The organism is Streptomyces sp. NPDC001532 (genome assembly GCF_040298625.1).
GTDB lineage: Bacteria > Actinomycetota > Actinomycetes > Streptomycetales > Streptomycetaceae > Streptomyces.
The window spans coordinates 45,409-62,983 of sequence record NZ_JBEPAL010000039.1 but is presented as its reverse complement, the minus strand read 5'-3'; the positions used below and the strand labels follow the sequence as shown (position 1 = coordinate 62,983).

Here is a 17,575-nt window from a genome sequence, read left to right as displayed (position 1 = left end):
ACCTGTCGGTGGGAAGGGATGTGCACCGATTGGCCGAGGCGCGTGGGTGCATCCCGTGGTGCGTTGCGCCGCATGGGTGGGCTTCCCGGCGTTCGCCGCCGTGTCGCCGCCCGTTGCCGAACCCTTTCCTCTTCAGTGGCCGCATAGATGTGATCAGCTCCATATACCGCCAAAAGTGAGCGTAACGCCCGCGGCCCCCGGAGGTAACCAGAGATGTCCCACGACGGCGTCACAGCCCGCTCGGTCCTGCGCTCGGTCGCCTTCCTCGCCGCGGGCACGCTCGCCGTGTCCACCCTCGCCGGCTGCTCCTCCCCGGACCCCGCCGGCAAGCCGCTGGCCGGGCAGGACATCGCCCCGGCCGGGCGCGGCCAGGTGGCCGACGGGGGCAGCCTGCGCTGGGCCGTCGACGCCGTGCCCGAGACCCTGAACACCTTCCAGGCGGACGCCGACGCCACCACCACCCGGGTGGCCCAGGCCGTGCTGCCGTCGATGTACCGGATGGACGCGAACGGGCGCGCCCAGCGCAACCCCGACTACCTGGAGTCCGCCGAGGTCGTCGAGACCGAGCCCAAGCAGGTCGTCCTCTACAAGCTCAACCAGCAGGCCGTCTGGAGCGACGGCCGGGAGATCGGCGCCGCCGACTTCGCCGCCCAGTGGCGTGCCCTGTCCGGCAAGGACAGCGCCTACTGGACCGCCCGCAACGCCGGGTACGACCGCATCGAGCGGATCGAGCGCGGCGACAACGACCTGGAGGTCCGGGTCACCTTCGCCCGGACCTACGCCGACTGGCGGTCGCTGTTCTCGCCGCTGTACCCGAAGGAGGTCATGGGCACGCCGGACTCCTTCAACGACGGTGCCCGCAAGAAGCTGAAGATCACCGCCGGGCCGTTCACCGTGCAGAAGGTCGACCGCACGGACGACGAGGTCACCCTCGCCCGCAACCCGCGCTGGTGGGGCAGCCCCGCCAAGCTCTCCAAGATCGTGCTGCGCGCCGTGCCCCGCGACGAGCGGGCCGCCGCGCTGGCCGCCGGGAAGATCGACCTGGCCGAGGTCGACCCCGACGCGGCCCGCCGTATCGCCGTCGCCGCCGGTCCGAGGGCCACCTCCGCCGGCCCGTCCCGGGGCGCCGGCGACGAGAAGCCCGGCGCCGGGCGCGGCGAGCGCCGGGCGCCCGCCGGGGTCGGCCGGCGGCAGGAGGCGCTGCGCGACTTCGAGGTCCGCAAGTCCCTGGAGCCCGCCTACACCCAGCTCGCCCTCAACGGCTCCGGCGGACCGCTCGCCGACGAGCGGGTGCGCCGGGCCGTCGCCCGCGCCCTGGACCGCGGGGAACTGGCCGAGGCGGTCCTCAAGCCGCTGGGCCTGCCCGCCGACCCCGTCGGCAGCCACCTCGCGCTCTCCGGCCAGGCCGCCTACGCCGACAACAGCGACGCGCTCGGCGACCAGGACACCGCCGCGGCGCAGGCGCTGCTCGCGGACGCCGGCTGGGTGCGCGGCGGACCGCTGAAGGAGACCGAGCAGGGCGAGGAGGCGGCCGGCGCCGAGGGCGAGCGGACGCGCGCGGACAAGGACGGCGACGGCGGGTCCGGCGACGACGACGGGGTGTACATCGTCGGTGAGGACGACAAGCCCGGCGCCGCCCGCGAGTCGTCCGGCCGCGCCTCCGGCAGCGACTCCGGCCACGACTCCTCCGGCCACGACTCCTCTGGCCATGACTCCTCCGGCGACGACTCCTCGGACAGCGACGGGGAAGGCGGCTCCCAGGCCGGCGGCGACCGCGGCGAGGAGGGCCGGGCGGCCTCCCGCCACCTCGCCCAGGACGGCAAGCAGCACCTGCGGCAGGGCGGCGCGCCCGGCGCGTACGCCCCGAAGGGCACCGCCGCCCCGGCGGGCACCCGGACCGGTGTGCTGGCCAAGGACGGCCGTCCGCTGGTGCTGCGCTTCGTGCTTCCGTCCGGGCCCGGCTCGGAGCCCCTGCGCACGGTCGCGGACCGCGTCACCCGCATGCTCGACCGGGTCGGCATCCGCACCGAGACGACCAAGGTCTCCGACGAGAGCTACTTCAAGGACCACATCGCCTCCGGCGAGTACGACCTCGCGCTCTACTCGTGGCCCGCCTCCGCCTTCCCGGCCACCGACGCCCGGCCGATCTACGCCAAGCCGGTCCCGGCCGCCGACGGCTCGCTCTCCGTCGAGCAGAACTACACCCGGGTCGGCACCGACCAGGTGGACCAGCTGTTCGACCAGGCGATCTCGACCCTGGACGAGTCCGAGTCCCGCTCCCTGATCCGCAAGGCCGACGCCCGGATCTGGGCCGCCGCCGGGTCCATCCCGCTGTACCAGCGACCCCAGCTCACGGCCGCCCGGAAGAACCTGGCCAACGCGGGCGCCTTCGGCTTCCAGACCCCCGTCTACGAGGACATGGGCTTCCTGAGGAAGGGCGCGCAGGCGGCGCCCGGCCCGTCCGCCTAGTGCCCGGCGAGCCCGCATGCCCGGCCGCCCCGTACCATGGAGTAAAGGCCGAGGCGTCACCAGCCCGGCGAAGGCCAGCGCAGTGACCTGGCCGTCCTCACACTCCGGGAGAACGCCGCAATATGGCCACGCGCCACGACATCCGCAACGTCGCCATCGTCGCCCACGTCGACCACGGCAAGACCACCATCGTCGACGGCATGCTGAAGCAGGCCGGTGCCTTCGCCGCCCACCAGCTCGAAGGCGTCGACGACCGCATGATGGACTCGAACGACCTGGAGCGTGAGAAGGGCATCACGATCCTGGCCAAGAACACGGCGGTGAAGTACCACCCGAAGGACGGGGGGGACGTCATCACCATCAACATCATCGACACCCCCGGTCACGCCGACTTCGGCGGCGAGGTCGAGCGCGGTCTGTCGATGGTCGACGGTGTCGTCCTGCTCGTGGACGCCTCCGAGGGTCCGCTGCCGCAGACCCGCTTCGTGCTCCGCAAGGCGCTCCAGCAGCGGCTGCCCGTCATCCTGTGCATCAACAAGACGGACCGCCCCGACTCGCGCATCGACGAGGTCGTCAACGAGACCTACGACCTCTTCCTCGACCTGGACGCGGACGAGGAGCAGATCGAGTTCCCGATCGTCTACGCCTGCGGCCGTGACGGCATCGCCTCGCTGACCAAGCCGGAGAACGGCACGGTCCCGGCGGACTCCACCAGCCTGGAGCCGTTCTTCTCCACGATCCTGGAGCACATCCCGGCCCCGACCTACGACGAGGACGCCCCGCTCCAGGCCCACGTCACCAACCTGGACGCCGACAACTTCCTCGGCCGTATCGCGCTGCTCCGCGTCGAGCAGGGCGAGCTGCGCAAGGGCCAGACGGTCGCGTGGATCAAGCGTGACGGCTCCATCAGCAACGTGCGCATCTCCGAGCTGATGATGACGGAGGCGCTGACCCGCAAGCCGGCCGAGGTGGCCCGCCCCGGTGACATCTGCGCCGTCGCCGGTATCCCGGACATCATGATCGGCGAGACCCTCGCCGACCCCGAGAACCCGATCGCGCTGCCCCTGATCACGGTCGACGAGCCCGCGATCTCCATGGTCATCGGCACCAACACCTCCCCGCTGGTCGGCCGCGGCGGCACCGGCAAGGGCGCCGACGCGAAGGCGGCCGTGAAGGACCGCAAGGTCACCGCCCGCCAGGTCAAGGACCGTCTGGACCGCGAGCTGATCGGTAACGTCAGCCTCCGCGTCCTGGACACCGAGCGCCCGGACGCCTGGGAGGTCCAGGGCCGTGGTGAGCTGGCGCTCGCCATCCTGGTCGAGCAGATGCGCCGCGAGGGCTTCGAGCTGACCATCGGCAAGCCCCAGGTCGTCACCAAGGAGGTCGACGGCAAGACGTACGAGCCCGTCGAGCGCATGACGATCGACGTCCCCGAGGAGCACATGGGCGCGGTCACGCAGCTCATGGGCGTCCGCAAGGGCCGGATGGACAACATGTCGAACCACGGCTCCGGCTGGGTCCGCATGGAGTTCGTCGTCCCCTCCCGCGGTCTGATCGGTTTCCGGACGGAGTTCCTGACCCAGACCCGCGGCACCGGCATCGGCCACTCCATCCACGAGGGCTTCGAGCCCTGGTTCGGCACGCTCCAGACCCGTAACAACGGTTCGCTGGTCGCCGACCGCGCCGGTGCCGTCACCGCGTTCGCGATGACGAACCTCCAGGAGCGCGGCGTGCTCTTCGTGGAGCCGGGCACCGAGGTGTACGAGGGCATGATCGTCGGCGAGAACAGCCGCTCCGACGACATGGACGTCAACATCACCAAGGAGAAGAAGCTCACGAACATGCGGTCGTCGTCGGCCGACTCGTTCGAGGCGATCGTCCCGCCGCGCAAGCTCTCCCTGGAGCAGTCGCTGGAGTTCTGCCGCGACGACGAGTGCGTCGAGGTCACCCCGGAGGCCGTTCGCATCCGCAAGGTGAACCTGGACGCCCGTGAGCGCGCCCGCGCCGCGAGCCGCGCCAAGCACGGCTGATCCAGGGCCGGTTCACCGGCCCGCCTGAGGCATCCGAGGCCCGGGCGCCCCCAAGTCGGGGGCGCCCGGGCTTTTTTCAACCCGTTTTTTCCCGCCGACGCACCCCTCCGCTGTCCGAAAGGCGGAGATCGCCGCCCGATAGCCATGTAACACGTCCGTTTCGCGGCCTTCTTCGCCCGAACACTTTGTCCAGATTTTGGAAGATCTACGAGCCAGCTGTGACTGAATTGAGATTTAAGAACGGTGGTCGGTAGTTGGCTCATGGCAGATAGTTAGCCGCGTAGCGCTCGGGTCAATGGGTCTCGCGCTGTGGGGACAGCGCCGACTCACGAGCACCAGGGGGTGTCTGGCCCTCCGTCAGGGGTGTCGGAGGATCAGACGAGCGCCCCCTCCTGTTGGTGAACACGTGGAGTCATGAGGAGGAGTCCCATGCGCGGTGTCACTCACGCCAGGTGGGTCACGGCATCGAAGACCGGCACGCAGGCCCCGGGTCATCAGGATCCGGCGTACGCCTGTCTGGGCTGAGCCCCGGCCGGGGGTCCGCCGCTGCCGCCCGACTACGCGCGTCCGGCTGCGGATTCTCGTCTGTTCAGGCGGATTCCCGTCTGTTCAGGGTGCCCTGACGCCTCTTCATGAACCGAATCGCATCCGCGCCCCGCGGCCGGGGCGGCGGTTCGGCACACCCACACCTGTGAAATGGGCGAACTGTGACAAGTCCTATCGACCTTGAGGGCGGCGGAACATCGGCCGTCACCGACGGCGACCCCGGACCGGCGAAGAAAGCCGAGGACACCAAGCTCGAAGGCCGCTCACCCGGCCAGTTGATGTGGCTCCGCTTCAAGCGTGACCGCACGGGCGTGATCTCGGCCTGCGTCGTCGGCTTCTACTTCCTGATCGCCCTGCTCGCACCGGTGATCGCGAACCTCTACGGCAAGGACCCGTACACCGTCTACGCCGACGAGCGGCCCGAGCTCTTCGACAGCGCGGGTGTGCCGGTGCAGCCCAACGGCGGGATCAGCGCCGAGTTCTGGTTCGGTCTGGAGCCCGGCAACGGCTACGACGTCTTCACCAAGCTGCTCTACGGCATCCGCACCTCGCTGATGATCTCCGTCGCGGTGACCGTCACGGTGGTGCTGACCGGCATCCTGCTCGGCATCACCGCCGGCTACCTCGGCGGCAAGACCGACTACTGGATCAGCCGGGTCATCGACTTCCTGCTCGCCTTCCCGGCGCAGCTGTTCTTCATCGCCACCATGCCGGTGGTGGTCGCGCTCTTCGTCAGCCCGCGGGACGAGACGCCGACCTATGTGCGGGTGCTGGCGCTGATCATCGTCCAGTGGTTCCTGGGCTGGATGAGCCTCGGACGGATCCTCAGAGGCACCACACTCGCCCTGCGAGAACGGGAGTTCGTGGAGGCCGCGAAGGTCAGCGGGGCCTCGCCGTGGCGGATCATCCGCAAGGAGATCCTGCCGAACGTGGTCACCCCGATCCTCGTCCAGGCCACTTACCTGCTGCCCAACTTCGTGACGGCCGAGGCCGGTCTGTCCTTCCTGGGCGTGGGCATCGTCGAACCGACGCCGGACTGGGGACAGATGTTCTCCAAGGCGTCCACCGAACTCGTGATGCAGAACGACATCACGTACATGTTCTTCCCCGGCGTCTCGATGATCATCTTCATCGTGGCTTTCAACCTGCTCGGGGACTCGGTCAGGGACGCCTTCGATCCCAAGACGGCGCGCTGACCATTCCATATGCAACTGGTGCAACTGGTGCAATACAGATGGGTGGAATCTGAGTGATGAGTAGGGGCGGACGCCACACATACGCCGCAATCTCGGTGCTCGCGGCCGGAGCTCTCGTGCTCACCGGTTGCAGCGAGGGCGGCAGCAAGACCGGCGGCAACGGCAAGGACAAGGAGCAGGAGCAGAACGCCCAGCGCCAGCAGGGCTCCATCGACTTCGGCGACGAGAAGGACTCCCAGGGTCCCGCGCCCGAGGTGCCGGGCGCCAAGACCGGCGGCACCATCTCGGTGCTGGCCCGCGACAGCTACGCCCACCTCGACCCGGGCCAGATCTACGTCCAGGACGAGATGGCGGTCTCCCAGCTGCTGCACCGCGGTCTCACCGGCTACAAGGCCACCAGCAACGACGGCAAGAAGCACGAGGTCGTCGGCGACCTCGCCACCGACTCCGGGACCACCTCGGACGGCGGCAAGACCTGGAAGTTCACGCTGAAGGACGGCATCAAGTGGGAGGACGGCTCCCCGATCACGTCCAAGGACGTCCGTCACAGCGTCGAGCGCCTCTTCGCGCCCTTCATCAACCAGGGCCCGCCCTACCTCCAGCAGTGGCTGGCCGACACGCCGGGCGCCGACTACCGCAAGCTGCTGCCGGACGGCCCCTATGAGGGCAAGCACCTCCCGGACAGCCTGCTTCAGACGCCGGACGACAAGACGATCGTCTTCAAGTTCAAGACCGCCCGCCCGGACCTGCCGTACGCCCTGGCCATGGCCGGCTACGCCATCGTCTCGGAGAAGGGCGACACCAAGACCAAGTACGACAAGGACCCGGTGGCGGCCGGACCGTACAAGATCAAGGAGTTCAAGTCCGGCAAGTCGATGACGCTGGTGCGCAACGAGAACTGGGACGCCAAGACGGACCCGCTGCGCCACCAGTACGTCGACCAGTTCAACATCACCTTCAACAACCAGTACGAGCAGTCCACCAAGGCGATGCTCGCCGACAGCGGCAGTGACAAGACCGCCGTCAGCTTCAGCAACAGCGTCGACGCGGGCAACCTCTCCAAGGTCCTGAACGACGCGAGCCTGAAGGACCGCACGGTCTCCGGTTACCAGCCGTACGTCGGCCAGGTGAACATCAACCAGGCCCACCCGGAGCTGAAGGACATCAAGATCCGGCAGGCCATCGCCTACGCGCTGCCGGTCACGCCGTTCGTCCGCGCCTACGGCGGCACCGACGCCATGGAGGTCGCCGGCGGCATCCTCAGCCCGACCGTCGCCGGCTACGACGCCTCCTTCGACCCGTGGGGCAAGAAGAAGAAGCCCGCCGGTGACCCGGAGAAGGCCAAGAAGCTGCTGGAGGAGGCCGGCAAGGTCGGCATGAAGCTGACCTTCGGCTACATCAACACCCCCGAGGGCCAGCAGTACTCCACCGCCATGGCGGCGGGCCTGGAGAAGGCCGGCTTCGACGTCCAGCGCCAGGAGATCCCGGCCGAGACCTTCTACGACCAGGTCAGCAAGCTGGACAACAACTTCGACATCTTCCACACCGCGTGGGGCGCCGACTGGCCGTCCGCCTCGACCGTGATCCCGCCGCTGTACGACGGCCGCGCGATCGCCGAGGGCGCGCAGAACTACTCGCAGATCAACGACCCGAAGATCAACAGCGAGATCGACCGGATCAGCAAGATCACCGACCCGGTCAAGGCCTCGGCCGAGTGGGGCAAGCTCAACGAGTACATCGTCAAGGACGTCGTCAACGTCGTCCCGACCGCGTACTACAAGCAGACCCAGATCGCCGGCTCCAAGATCGGCGGACTCGTCTACGACGACGTCATCAGCGGTGTCGACCCGCGCCGTCTGTACGTCAAGTAATCCCCGCCCCACCGGTGCCCGGTGCCCCGGCCGCGACCGCGCGGCCGGGCACCGGGTACCGCCCGGCCCGCTGACGTCTGAGAGCTGCCCCTGCCATGCTGCGCTTCCTCGTCCGCCGCGCCCTCGGCGCCGCCGTCATCCTCTTCCTGCTGAGCATCGTGACGTTCCTGATCTTCTTCGGGATGCCACGCGATCCGGCGTTGCTGATCTGCGGCAAGTCGTGCACGCCGGCCAACCTGGAGAACATCCAACACGTGCTCGGCCTCGACAAGTCGATCCCGGAGCAGTACTGGCTGTTCCTGCACAACCTGGTCCTGGGCAGCGACGAGTTCATGCAGGGCCCCTGCCCCGCGCCCTGCTTCGGCTACTCCTTCCACACCGGTGAAGCCGTCTGGGACACCCTGATCGACCGCCTGCCCATCACCATCTCGCTCACCATCGGCGGAGCCGTCTGCTTCCTCGTCTTCGGTCTGGGCACCGGCCTGCTCGCCGCCTGGCGGCGCGGCACCCTCGTCGACAAGACGGCCACGGCCACCGCGATGGTCGTCAGCTCCATGCAGATCTACTTCCTCGGCCCGCTGGCGCTGGCGATCCTCGTCTACCAGATGCAGCTGTTCGACAAGCCGGCCTACAACGAGTTCACCCAGGACCCCTTGGCCTGGTTCGGCGGACTGATCATCCCCTGGGTGATCCTGTCGACGATCTTCGCCGCGCAGTACACGCGTATGGCCCGCTCGGCGATGATCGAACAGCTCCAGGAGGACCATGTGCGCACCGCGCGCGCCAAGGGCATGTCCCGGCGGTACGTCTTCTTCCGCTACGCCTGGCGCGGCTCGCTGATCCCGATCGTCACCATCTTCGGCATCGACATGGGCTCGCTGCTCGGCGGCGCCATCATCACCGAGTTCACCTTCGGCCTGCCGGGGCTCGGCCGGCTCGCGGTGGAGGCGGTCTCCTTCAGCGACCTGCCGCTGCTGCTCGGCGTGATGCTCTTCTCGGCATCGATGATCCTGCTGTTCAACATCGTCGTCGACGCCGCCTACGCCTTCATCGACCCGCGCGTCCGGCTGTCCTAGGAGCACTGTCGTGACCACTCTGACCAAGGAAGCCGGTGCCCCGCGCCCGGCCGCCGGGGACGCCTTCCTCTCGGTACGGGACCTGCACGTCAGCTTCCGGACCGAGGACGGGATCGTCCGCGCCGTCGACGGACTCTCCTTCGACCTGGAGCGCGGCCGGACCCTGGGCATCGTCGGCGAATCGGGCTCCGGGAAGTCCGTCACCAACCTGACCGTCCTCGGCCTGCACAACCCGATGTTCACCACCGTCGAGGGCGAGATCCTGCTGGACGGCAAGGAGCTGACCACCGCCCGCGAGTCCGAGCTGGAGAAGCTGCGCGGCAACAAGGTCGCCATGATCTTCCAGGACCCGCTGACCGCGCTCTCCCCGTACTACACGGTCGGCCGGCAGATCGCCGAGCCGTACCGCAAGCACACCGGCGCCTCCAAGAAGGAGGCCTGGGACCGGGCCGTGCAGATGCTCGGCAAGGTCGGCATCCCCAACCCCCAGCAGCGGGCCAAGGACTATCCGCACCAGTTCTCCGGCGGTATGCGCCAGCGCGCGATGATCGCCATGGCGCTGGTCTGCGACCCCGATCTGCTGATCGCCGACGAGCCGACCACCGCGCTGGACGTGACCGTGCAGGCGCAGATCCTCGACCTGCTGAAGGACCTCCAGCAGGAGTTCGGCTCGGCGATCATCTTCATCACCCACGACCTCGGTGTCATCGCCGACATGGCCGACGACATCATGGTGATGTACGCGGGCAGCGCGGTGGAGCGCGGCAGCACCGAGGAGGTGCTGCGCGCACCCCAGCACCCGTACACCTGGGGCCTGTTGAACTCGATGCCGCGGCTGGACTCGGACGTCTCCACCCCGCTCGCGCCCATCCCCGGCAGCCCGCCCAGCCTGCTCACCCCGCCCTCCGGGTGCCGCTTCCATCCGCGCTGCACCTTCCAGGACCGGGTCGGCGGCGGCCGCTGCGTCGGCGAACGCCCGTCGCTGGCGCCGGACCGGGCCTCCGCCTGTCATCTCACGGCGGAGCAGAAGCGGACCATCTTCATCGAAGAGATCAAGCCCCGACTGGGCTAGGAGGAGCACGTCATGAAAGAGGATCTCGTCCTCCCAGCCCCGCGCGAGGCGGCCGGAACCGGCGCCGACGGCGATCCCCTGCTGGTGGTGCAGGGCCTGACCAAGCACTTCCCGGTCAAGGGCGGCTTCCCGGTCCGGCGCACGATCGGCCAGGTGCAGGCGGTGGACGGCATCGACCTGACCGTCCGGGTCGGGGAGAGCTTCGGTCTGGTGGGGGAGTCGGGCTGCGGCAAGTCGACGACCGGCCGGCTGATCACCCGGCTGATGGAGCCGACGGCCGGCACGATCTCGTACCGGGGCCAGGACATCACCCATGCCACGCGCAAGCAGCTGGCGCCGATCCGCTCCGAGATCCAGATGATCTTCCAGGACCCGTACTCGTCGCTGAACCCGCGGCAGACGGTCGGCAAGATCATCTCCGGTCCGATGGAGGTCAACGGGATCGACCCGGCCGGCGGCCGGGAGAAGCGCGTGCGCGAGCTGCTGGAGATCGTCGGCCTCAACCCCGAGCACTACAACCGCTTCCCGCACGAGTTCTCCGGAGGCCAGCGCCAGCGCATCGGCGTGGCCCGCGCCCTCGCGCTCGAACCCAAGCTGATCGTGGCCGACGAGCCGGTCTCCGCGCTGGACGTCTCCATCCAGGCGCAGGTCGTCAACCTGCTCCAGCAGGTGCAGCGCGACCTCGGCATCGCGTTCCTGTTCATCGCCCACGACCTGGCCGTCGTACGGCACTTCTCGCAGCGCGTCGCCGTCATGTACCTCGGCAAGGTCATCGAGGTCGGCGACCGCGAGTCCATCTACACCCGGCCCCGCCACCCCTACACCCACGCCCTGCTCTCCGCGGTGCCCGAGGTGACCGTGGCGGGCGGCTCGGCGGGGCCGCGCGAGCGGATCCGGCTCGCCGGTGACGTGCCGTCACCGATCTCGCCACCGTCCGGCTGCCGGTTCCGCACCCGCTGCTGGAAGGCGCAGGACAAGTGCGCCGCCGAGGAGCCGCCGCTGGTCCGGATCTCCGGCAACCACGAAGGACACCTGACGGCCTGCCACTTCCCCGAGGACCCCACGACCGAGGCCCGCGCCGAGGACATCGTGCTGGACCCGGCGCTGGCGGCGCTGGAGGAGGGGCACGACACCCCCTAGGGGGCGTCTGACAGGATCGGCGCGTGCTGCATCACGTGGAGCTGTGGGTGCCGGACCTGGACCGGGCGGCCGGCTCGCTCGGCTGGCTGCTGGAGCGGCTGGGCTGGGCGCCGTACCAGGAGTGGCCGGCCGGGCGGAGCTGGCGGCTGGCACAGACGTACCTCGTCGTCGAGCGGTCGCCGGCCCTGCGCGGCGACCGCCACGACCGGATGCGGCCGGGCCTGAACCACCTCGCCTTCCATGTGCCGGGCAACCGGGCCGCGCTCGACGCGCTGGTCGAGGAGGCGGTGGCGCACGGGTGGACGCCGCTGTTCCCCGAGCGGTACCCGTACGCGGGCGGTCCGGGGCACTGCGCGGCCTATCTGGAGAACGCGGACGGGTTCGAGGTGGAGCTGGTGGCGAAGTCCGCCACGGCTTCGGCTAATTGACTCGACAGTCGCACACATGTCCCGTCATGCTCCCTGCGATGACACGTACCGACACGCCTCCCGCCTGGGACGAGCGCACCCAGCTGACCACCTTCCTCGACTACGCCCGTGACACCGCCCGCGCCAAGTGCGAGGGCGTCTCCGCCGAGAACGCCCGCCGGGCCCCGCTGCCCGGCTCGCCGCTGATGACCCTGTCCGGGCTGGTCAACCATCTGCGGTGGGTGGAGTACTGGTGGTTCCAGGTGGTCTTCCTCGGCGAGGAGGACGACGGCCCGTGGACCGAGGAGGACCCGGACCGGGAGATGCGCATCGCGGTGGACATGCCGCTGGAGGACGTGCTGCGCGAGTACGCCGAGCAGTCCGCCCGCTACCGCGAACTGGTCGCCGCCCACGACCTGGACGCCCGGGCGAAGGGCACCATCAGCGACGGCCGCCATGTGGACCTGCGCTGGATCCTGCTCCACCTGATCGAGGAGACCGCCCGCCACAACGGCCACCTGGACATCCTCCGGGAGCTGGTCGACGGCACGACCGGCGTCTGAGCCCGCCCGTACGGCGAAGGCCCGCGCCTGGGGAGGCGCGGGCCTTCTGCCCCGGGAAGCGGACGTTCGCGGGCTCGGGTCAATGGGCCGGTGAAGGTCCGTTCCGTGGCGGCGGCTGACGGAAAAGGGGTGTTGTCAGGCCGCTGCCTGGGGGTCCTTGGACAGACGGGGTGCCGGAACGGTTCCCTCCGTCTCGGGGTAGTGGCAGGCGGTCAGATGGCCGGGCTTGTTGCCCTCCACCTGCACCAGCGGCGGCGCCTCCGACGCGCACTTGTCGGTCGCCTTCCAGCAGCGCGTGCGGAAGCGGCAACCCGACGGCGGGTTGATCGGAGACGGCACGTCACCGGTGAGGCGGATGCGCTCACGAGCCGGACCGTCGTCGTCGACCGTGGCTTCCGGTACGGCGGACAGCAGCGCCCGGGTGTACGGGTGCCGCGGGTTGCCGTACAGGTCGTCGCGGTCGGCGATCTCCACGATCTTACCGAGGTACATGACCGCCACGCGCTGCGAGAAGTGCCGGACGACGGCGAGGTCGTGGGCGATGAAGACGAACGCGATGCCCATGTCCCGCTGGAGCTGCTGGAGCAGGTTGACGACCTGCGCCTGGATGGAGACGTCCAGCGCGGAGACCGGCTCGTCGGCCACGATCAGCTTCGGCTCCAGGGCGAGCGCGCGGGCCACACCGATGCGCTGGCGCTGGCCGCCGGAGAACTCGTGCGGGAAGCGGTTGTAGTGCTCGGGGTTGAGGCCGACGATCTCCAGCAGCTCGCGCACGCGCTTCTCCCGGCCGCCGGCCGGGTCGATGCCGTTGATCTCCATCGGACCGGAGATGATCTTGCCGACCGTCTGCCGTGGGTTGAGCGAGGCGTACGGGTCCTGGAAGATCATCTGGATCTCGGAGCGGACCGGCGCCAGCCCCTTGCGGCCCGCGTGCGTGATGTCCTGGCCCCGGTACGAGATCGTGCCGGCCGTCGGCTCCAGCAGCCGGGTGATCAGCCGGCCGGTCGTCGACTTGCCGCAGCCCGACTCGCCCACCAGACCGAGGCTCTCGCCCTCGCCGACCTGGAAGTCGAGGCCGTCCACGGCCTGCACGGCGCCGATCTTCCGCTTGAACGGGAAGCCGCCCATCACCGGGAAGTGCTTGGTCAGGCCCTTGACGTCCAGGAGGGGGTTCGTGTTGCTCATGATCGTGAAATCCCGTCTCTTGTACGTCAGTGCCGGGTCGCGGCGAGGTCGGCGAGGAGGTCGGCGCGCTGCTCGGCGGTCAGGTGGCAGGCGGATCCGCGCCCGTCCACCACGTCGAGGACCGGCCGCTCGGTCGAGCACCGGTCGCCCGGGACCTTCTCCGCGAACGCGCACCGCGGGTGGAAGCGGCAGCCGGACGGTGGGTTGAGCAGCGACGGCGGCGAACCCGGGATCGGGTTCAGCGGCACGTCGACCGGGCCGTCCAGGCTCGGCATGGAGCTGAGCAGACCCCAGGTGTAGGGGTGCTGCGGGCTGCGCAGCACCTCCTTCTTGGTGCCGCGCTCCACACACCGGCCGCCGTACATCACCAGCACGTCGTCGGCGATGTCCGCGATCACGCCCAGGTCGTGGGTGATGAAGATGATCGCGGTGCCGAACTCCTGCTGGAGGTCCTTGAGCAGGTCCATGATCTGCGCCTGCACGGTCACGTCGAGCGCGGTGGTCGGCTCGTCCGCGATCAGCAGCTCCGGGTCGCAGACCAGCGCCATGGCGATCATCGCGCGCTGGCGCATACCGCCGGAGAACTGGTGCGGGTAGTCGTCCACCCGGATGTCCGGCTGCGGGATGCCGACCCGGCGCAGCATCTCGATCGCCCGCGCCCGGGCCTCCTTCTTGGAGGCGCCGGTGTGCTTGCGGTACGTCTCACCGATCTGCGTGCCGATGGTGTGGTACGGCGACAGCGAGGCCAGCGCGTCCTGGAAGATCATCGACATCTTGTTGCCGCGCAGCTTCTCCAGCTCGCGCTCGGACGCCGTCAGCAGCTCCTGGCCGTCGAGCAGGATCTCCCCGTCGAGGCTGGTGCGCCGGCGGTCGTGCAGGCCCAGGATCGCCAGGTTGGTCACGGACTTGCCGGAGCCCGACTCGCCCACGATGCCGAGCGTCTTTCCCTTCGCCAGGTCGAAGGAGAGACCGTCGACGGCCTTGACGACGCCGTCTTCGGTGGAGAAGTGGACCTTCAGGTCCCTGACGGACAGGAAGGGCTGCTGGTCTGTGCTCGTCACGGGGACGCTCCTGAGGGGGGTGATGCCGGGGCTAGCTGGTGGGGACCGGGTCAGGCGAGCCGGATGCGCGGGTCGATGAGGGCGTAGACGAGGTCCACGATGATGTTGGCGAAGACGATCGCCGACGCCGCGACGACGGTGACGCCGAGCAGCATGGGCAGGTCGCTGTCGGTGACCGCGCGCACGGCGCGGGTGCCGAGCCCCTGGAGGCTGAAGGTCGACTCCGTGATGATCGCGCCGCCGATCAGGGTGCCCATGTCGATGCCGAAGATCGTCACGATCGGGCCCATGGCGCCGCGCCAGGCGAACCGGAAGAAGACGTTGCGGCCGGACAGGCCCTTGGCCCGGGCCGTGCGGACGTAGTCCTCGCTCAGCTGCTCGACCAGCTGCGAGCGGGTCATCCGGGTGTAGTTGGCGGTGAAGATGATCGACAGCACGATCCACGGCAGCAGCAGGCCGGAGACCCAGGCGCCGGGGTCCTCGCTGAACGGCGTGTACGACGGCGGGTCCAGCAGACCGAGCTGCTGCACCAGGAAGAACATGGCGATGTAGCCGACGAAGTAGATCTGGAGCGAGGAGCCGAGCAGCGAGACGGAGCTGGCGGCCTTGTCGAGCCAGGTGCCCTGCTTGACCGCGGCGATCATGCCCGCGCCGATGCCGATGATCAGGAAGAAGAAGGCCGCGCCGAGGGCCAGCGAGATGGTGGTCGGCAGGTCGCCCGTGATCGTCTCGAAGACGGGCTGGTCGTTGGTGAACGAGTAGCCGAGGCAGGGCGCCGGGCAGTGCCCGATCCCGGTGTAGTCACGGCCCACGAAGATGCCCTGGAGCCAGTGCCAGTACTGCACCGGCATGGGGTCGGCGATCCCGAGGTTCAGCCGGACCTGCTGGAGCAGCTCGTCGTCACAGACCTTGCCGCAGGCCATCCGGGCGGGGTCGCGCGGGATGGCGTAGAAGAGGAAGAAGGTGACGGCGCTGATGATCAGCAGAATGACGAGTGCGCCGATCACTCGGCGTACCAGGAAACGCAACATGGGTGTGGACTTTCCGGACGGGGCGCCGTCGCCGGGGTGTGGGGAGCGTGGAGGGGGCCGGGGCGGCGGGCCGTTGTGCGGTCCGCCGCCCCGCGAAGGCGTCAGGCCTGGACGAAGACCTTGCCGATGGCGACGCAGGTGTCACCGGCGTTGTAGATCACGCCGCCGACCTTGGAGCCGTGGAAGTAGTTGCGGATCGGGTTGTAGTCCGGGACGCAGGCCGCGAGCTCCATGATCTGGCGGTCGATCTCGCCCCAGGCCTTGTTGGCCGCCTCGGGGTCGGTCTCGACGGTCGCCGCGGCGATCGCCTTGTTGACGCCGGTGTTGTCGAGCTGCGACCAGTTGACACCGCCGTCGGCGATCTGGCTGCCGTCCCAGCAGGGCTGGATGACCGCGTAACCGGCCGGCCAGTCCGGGCCCCAGCCGGCCGCGAACATGTCGAACTCGTTGTCCAGCTGGCTGATCTCGCTGTAGAAGGTGGTCTTGTCGACCTGCTTGGTCACCACGCTGAAGCCCGCCTTCTCCAGGGCGTTCTTGACGGTGACGGCTTCCTTCACGGCCTTGTCGGACTGCTGGAAGGCGATGACGAGCTTCTGGCCCTCCTTGCCCGCTTCCTTCAGCAGCGCCTTGGCCTTCTCCGGGTCGCCCATCGGCTTGGTCTTCTTGCCGTACAGGTCGAAGTCGGTGTGACCCGGGGTGAGCGGCGAGATGATCGTGGTCGCGGACTCGGTGACCAGCGAGCCACCGCGCTGCTGCTTCAGCTGCTGCGCCGGCCACGCCCAGTTGATGGCCTGGCGGACCTTCTGGTCCTTGATCCGGGTCATGTTGATCGGGAAGTAGTAGCAGGTCGTGTCGACCTGGGTCAGCACGCGCTTCTTCAGCGTGGCGTCGCCCATGACCTTCTGGATGCGCTCGGAGGCGACCTCGTTCAGCAGCGACAGGGCGTACTGGTCGTTGCCCTTGTCGGCGATGTACCGGTCGGTGGAGGCCAGCGACTGGTAGCCGAACTGCATGACGACCTTGTCCGGGTAACCGTTGCGGACCGGGTCCTTGTCGGCCTCCCAGTGCTCGTTGCGCACCAGGGTGAGGGACTTGTCGATGCTGCGGCTCTCGATCTTGTACGGGCCGCAGGAGTACGGGCGCTTGTCGTACTTCTTCTTCGTGTCGTGCTTCTTCGGCACGATCGCGAAGCCGCGCATGGCCAGCATGAACGGGAAGTCGGCGTGGCCCTCCTTCAGACGGAAGGTGACGGTGTTGCCGTCGATCTCGATCGACTTCAGGTGCTTGCCCTCGTACGGGCCCTTGTACTTGTCGCCGCCCTCGAGCCAGTTCTGCGGGTAGCGCGGGCCCTCGGTGACGAAGTCGGCGAAGAGGCGCTCGAAGGTGTGGCGGACGTCCTCGATGGTGACGGCCGCGCCGTCCTCCCACTTGATGCCGTCCTTCAGCGTGAAGGACCAGGTCTTGCCGCCGTCCTTCATGGTGCCGGCGTCGGTGGCCAGGTCGCCGACCAGGGTGGTGTTGCCCTTGGCGTCGACGCGGTAGCCGGTCAGGCCGCGCAGGAACAGGACCGAGCCGGCGCCCGTGTACGAGGAGTAGATCTGGGCCGGGTCCAGGTGGTCGAAGTCGATCTGGTCCAGCGTGTAGAGCGTGCCGCCCTTCGTCGCGCCGGGCATCTCCGGGGCCGGGCCCTGGGAGTCGGCCTTGGTGCCGACGGTGATGGTGGCGGCCTCGGCCTTGTCCACCGACGGGGCCTTGCTGGAGCCGCCGCCGCCCGCGTTGCCGCTGCTGCAGGCGCTCAGCACCGTGGTGGCGCCGGCGGCCACACCGGTGGCTATCAGGAAGTTTCTGCGGGAAAAGGACATGGCGTACCTGCCTAGGGTGAAGGTTTGACGAAGGTGCTGCTCGCCGGACGTCGGTGACCGGGCGCG

13 protein-coding genes are annotated in these 17,575 nt (G+C 69.0%); 9 read left to right on the top strand and 4 right to left on the bottom strand.

The annotated features are described in order from the left end of the window. The first annotated feature begins 213 nt into the window (after positions 1 to 213). The 9 genes from ABT232_RS29370 to ABT232_RS29330 all read left to right on the top strand — a co-directional run bounded on the left by ABT232_RS29370 (position 214) and on the right by ABT232_RS29330 (position 12,370). Positions 214 to 2,469 carry an ABC transporter family substrate-binding protein gene (locus ABT232_RS29370; protein ID WP_351845310.1) on the top strand — a complete coding sequence of 752 codons (2,256 nt, stop codon included), beginning with the start codon at positions 214 to 216 and terminating at the stop codon, positions 2,467 to 2,469. A gap of 122 nt (positions 2,470 to 2,591) precedes the next feature. Further along, complete coding sequence (typA, locus tag ABT232_RS29365; protein WP_351845308.1) at positions 2,592 to 4,499, top strand: translational GTPase TypA; 1,908 nt, start codon at positions 2,592 to 2,594, stop codon at positions 4,497 to 4,499. A 707-nt stretch (positions 4,500 to 5,206) separates the two neighbouring features. After that, positions 5,207 to 6,241, top strand: a complete 1,035-nt coding sequence (locus ABT232_RS29360) for an ABC transporter permease (RefSeq protein ID WP_351845306.1) — start codon at positions 5,207 to 5,209, stop codon at positions 6,239 to 6,241. A 56-nt stretch (positions 6,242 to 6,297) separates the two neighbouring features. Beyond that, entirely contained in the window at positions 6,298 to 8,112 is a 1,815-nt protein-coding gene (locus ABT232_RS29355; protein ID WP_351845304.1) for an ABC transporter substrate-binding protein, read from the top strand. 95 nt (positions 8,113 to 8,207) lie between these two features. After that, the gene (locus ABT232_RS29350; protein ID WP_351845302.1) at positions 8,208 to 9,188 is read left to right on the top strand and encodes an ABC transporter permease; all 981 of its coding nucleotides are present in this window, start codon (positions 8,208 to 8,210) and stop codon (positions 9,186 to 9,188) included. A 10-nt stretch (positions 9,189 to 9,198) separates the two neighbouring features. Continuing rightward, complete coding sequence (locus ABT232_RS29345; RefSeq protein WP_351845300.1) at positions 9,199 to 10,260, top strand: ABC transporter ATP-binding protein; 1,062 nt, start codon at positions 9,199 to 9,201, stop codon at positions 10,258 to 10,260. Positions 10,261 to 10,272: 12 nt separating this feature from the next. Continuing rightward, on the top strand, positions 10,273 to 11,400 hold the full coding sequence (locus ABT232_RS29340) for an ABC transporter ATP-binding protein (protein ID WP_351845298.1): 1,128 nt from the start codon (positions 10,273 to 10,275) through the stop codon (positions 11,398 to 11,400). Positions 11,401 to 11,423: 23 nt separating this feature from the next. Beyond that, positions 11,424 to 11,828 (top strand): VOC family protein, encoded by a 405-nt coding sequence (locus ABT232_RS29335; protein WP_351845296.1) that lies wholly within the window; start codon positions 11,424 to 11,426, stop codon positions 11,826 to 11,828. A 38-nt stretch (positions 11,829 to 11,866) separates the two neighbouring features. Beyond that, on the top strand, positions 11,867 to 12,370 hold the full coding sequence (locus tag ABT232_RS29330; RefSeq protein WP_351845294.1) for a DinB family protein: 504 nt from the start codon (positions 11,867 to 11,869) through the stop codon (positions 12,368 to 12,370). 135 nt (positions 12,371 to 12,505) lie between these two features. Here the strand turns inward: ABT232_RS29330 and ABT232_RS29325 are convergent, their stop codons facing one another. The 4 genes from ABT232_RS29325 to ABT232_RS29310 form a co-directional block, all read right to left on the bottom strand. Beyond that, positions 12,506 to 13,555, bottom strand: a complete 1,050-nt coding sequence (locus ABT232_RS29325) for an ABC transporter ATP-binding protein (protein ID WP_351845292.1) — start codon at positions 13,553 to 13,555, stop codon at positions 12,506 to 12,508. A 26-nt stretch (positions 13,556 to 13,581) separates the two neighbouring features. Beyond that, positions 13,582 to 14,616 carry an ABC transporter ATP-binding protein gene (locus ABT232_RS29320; protein WP_351845290.1) on the bottom strand — a complete coding sequence of 345 codons (1,035 nt, stop codon included), beginning with the start codon at positions 14,614 to 14,616 and terminating at the stop codon, positions 13,582 to 13,584. Positions 14,617 to 14,666: 50 nt separating this feature from the next. After that, complete coding sequence (locus ABT232_RS29315) at positions 14,667 to 15,647, bottom strand: ABC transporter permease (protein ID WP_351845288.1); 981 nt, start codon at positions 15,645 to 15,647, stop codon at positions 14,667 to 14,669. 101 nt (positions 15,648 to 15,748) lie between these two features. Continuing rightward, positions 15,749 to 17,509 carry an ABC transporter substrate-binding protein gene (locus ABT232_RS29310; protein WP_351845286.1) on the bottom strand — a complete coding sequence of 587 codons (1,761 nt, stop codon included), beginning with the start codon at positions 17,507 to 17,509 and terminating at the stop codon, positions 15,749 to 15,751. Positions 17,510 to 17,575 lie beyond the last annotated feature (66 nt).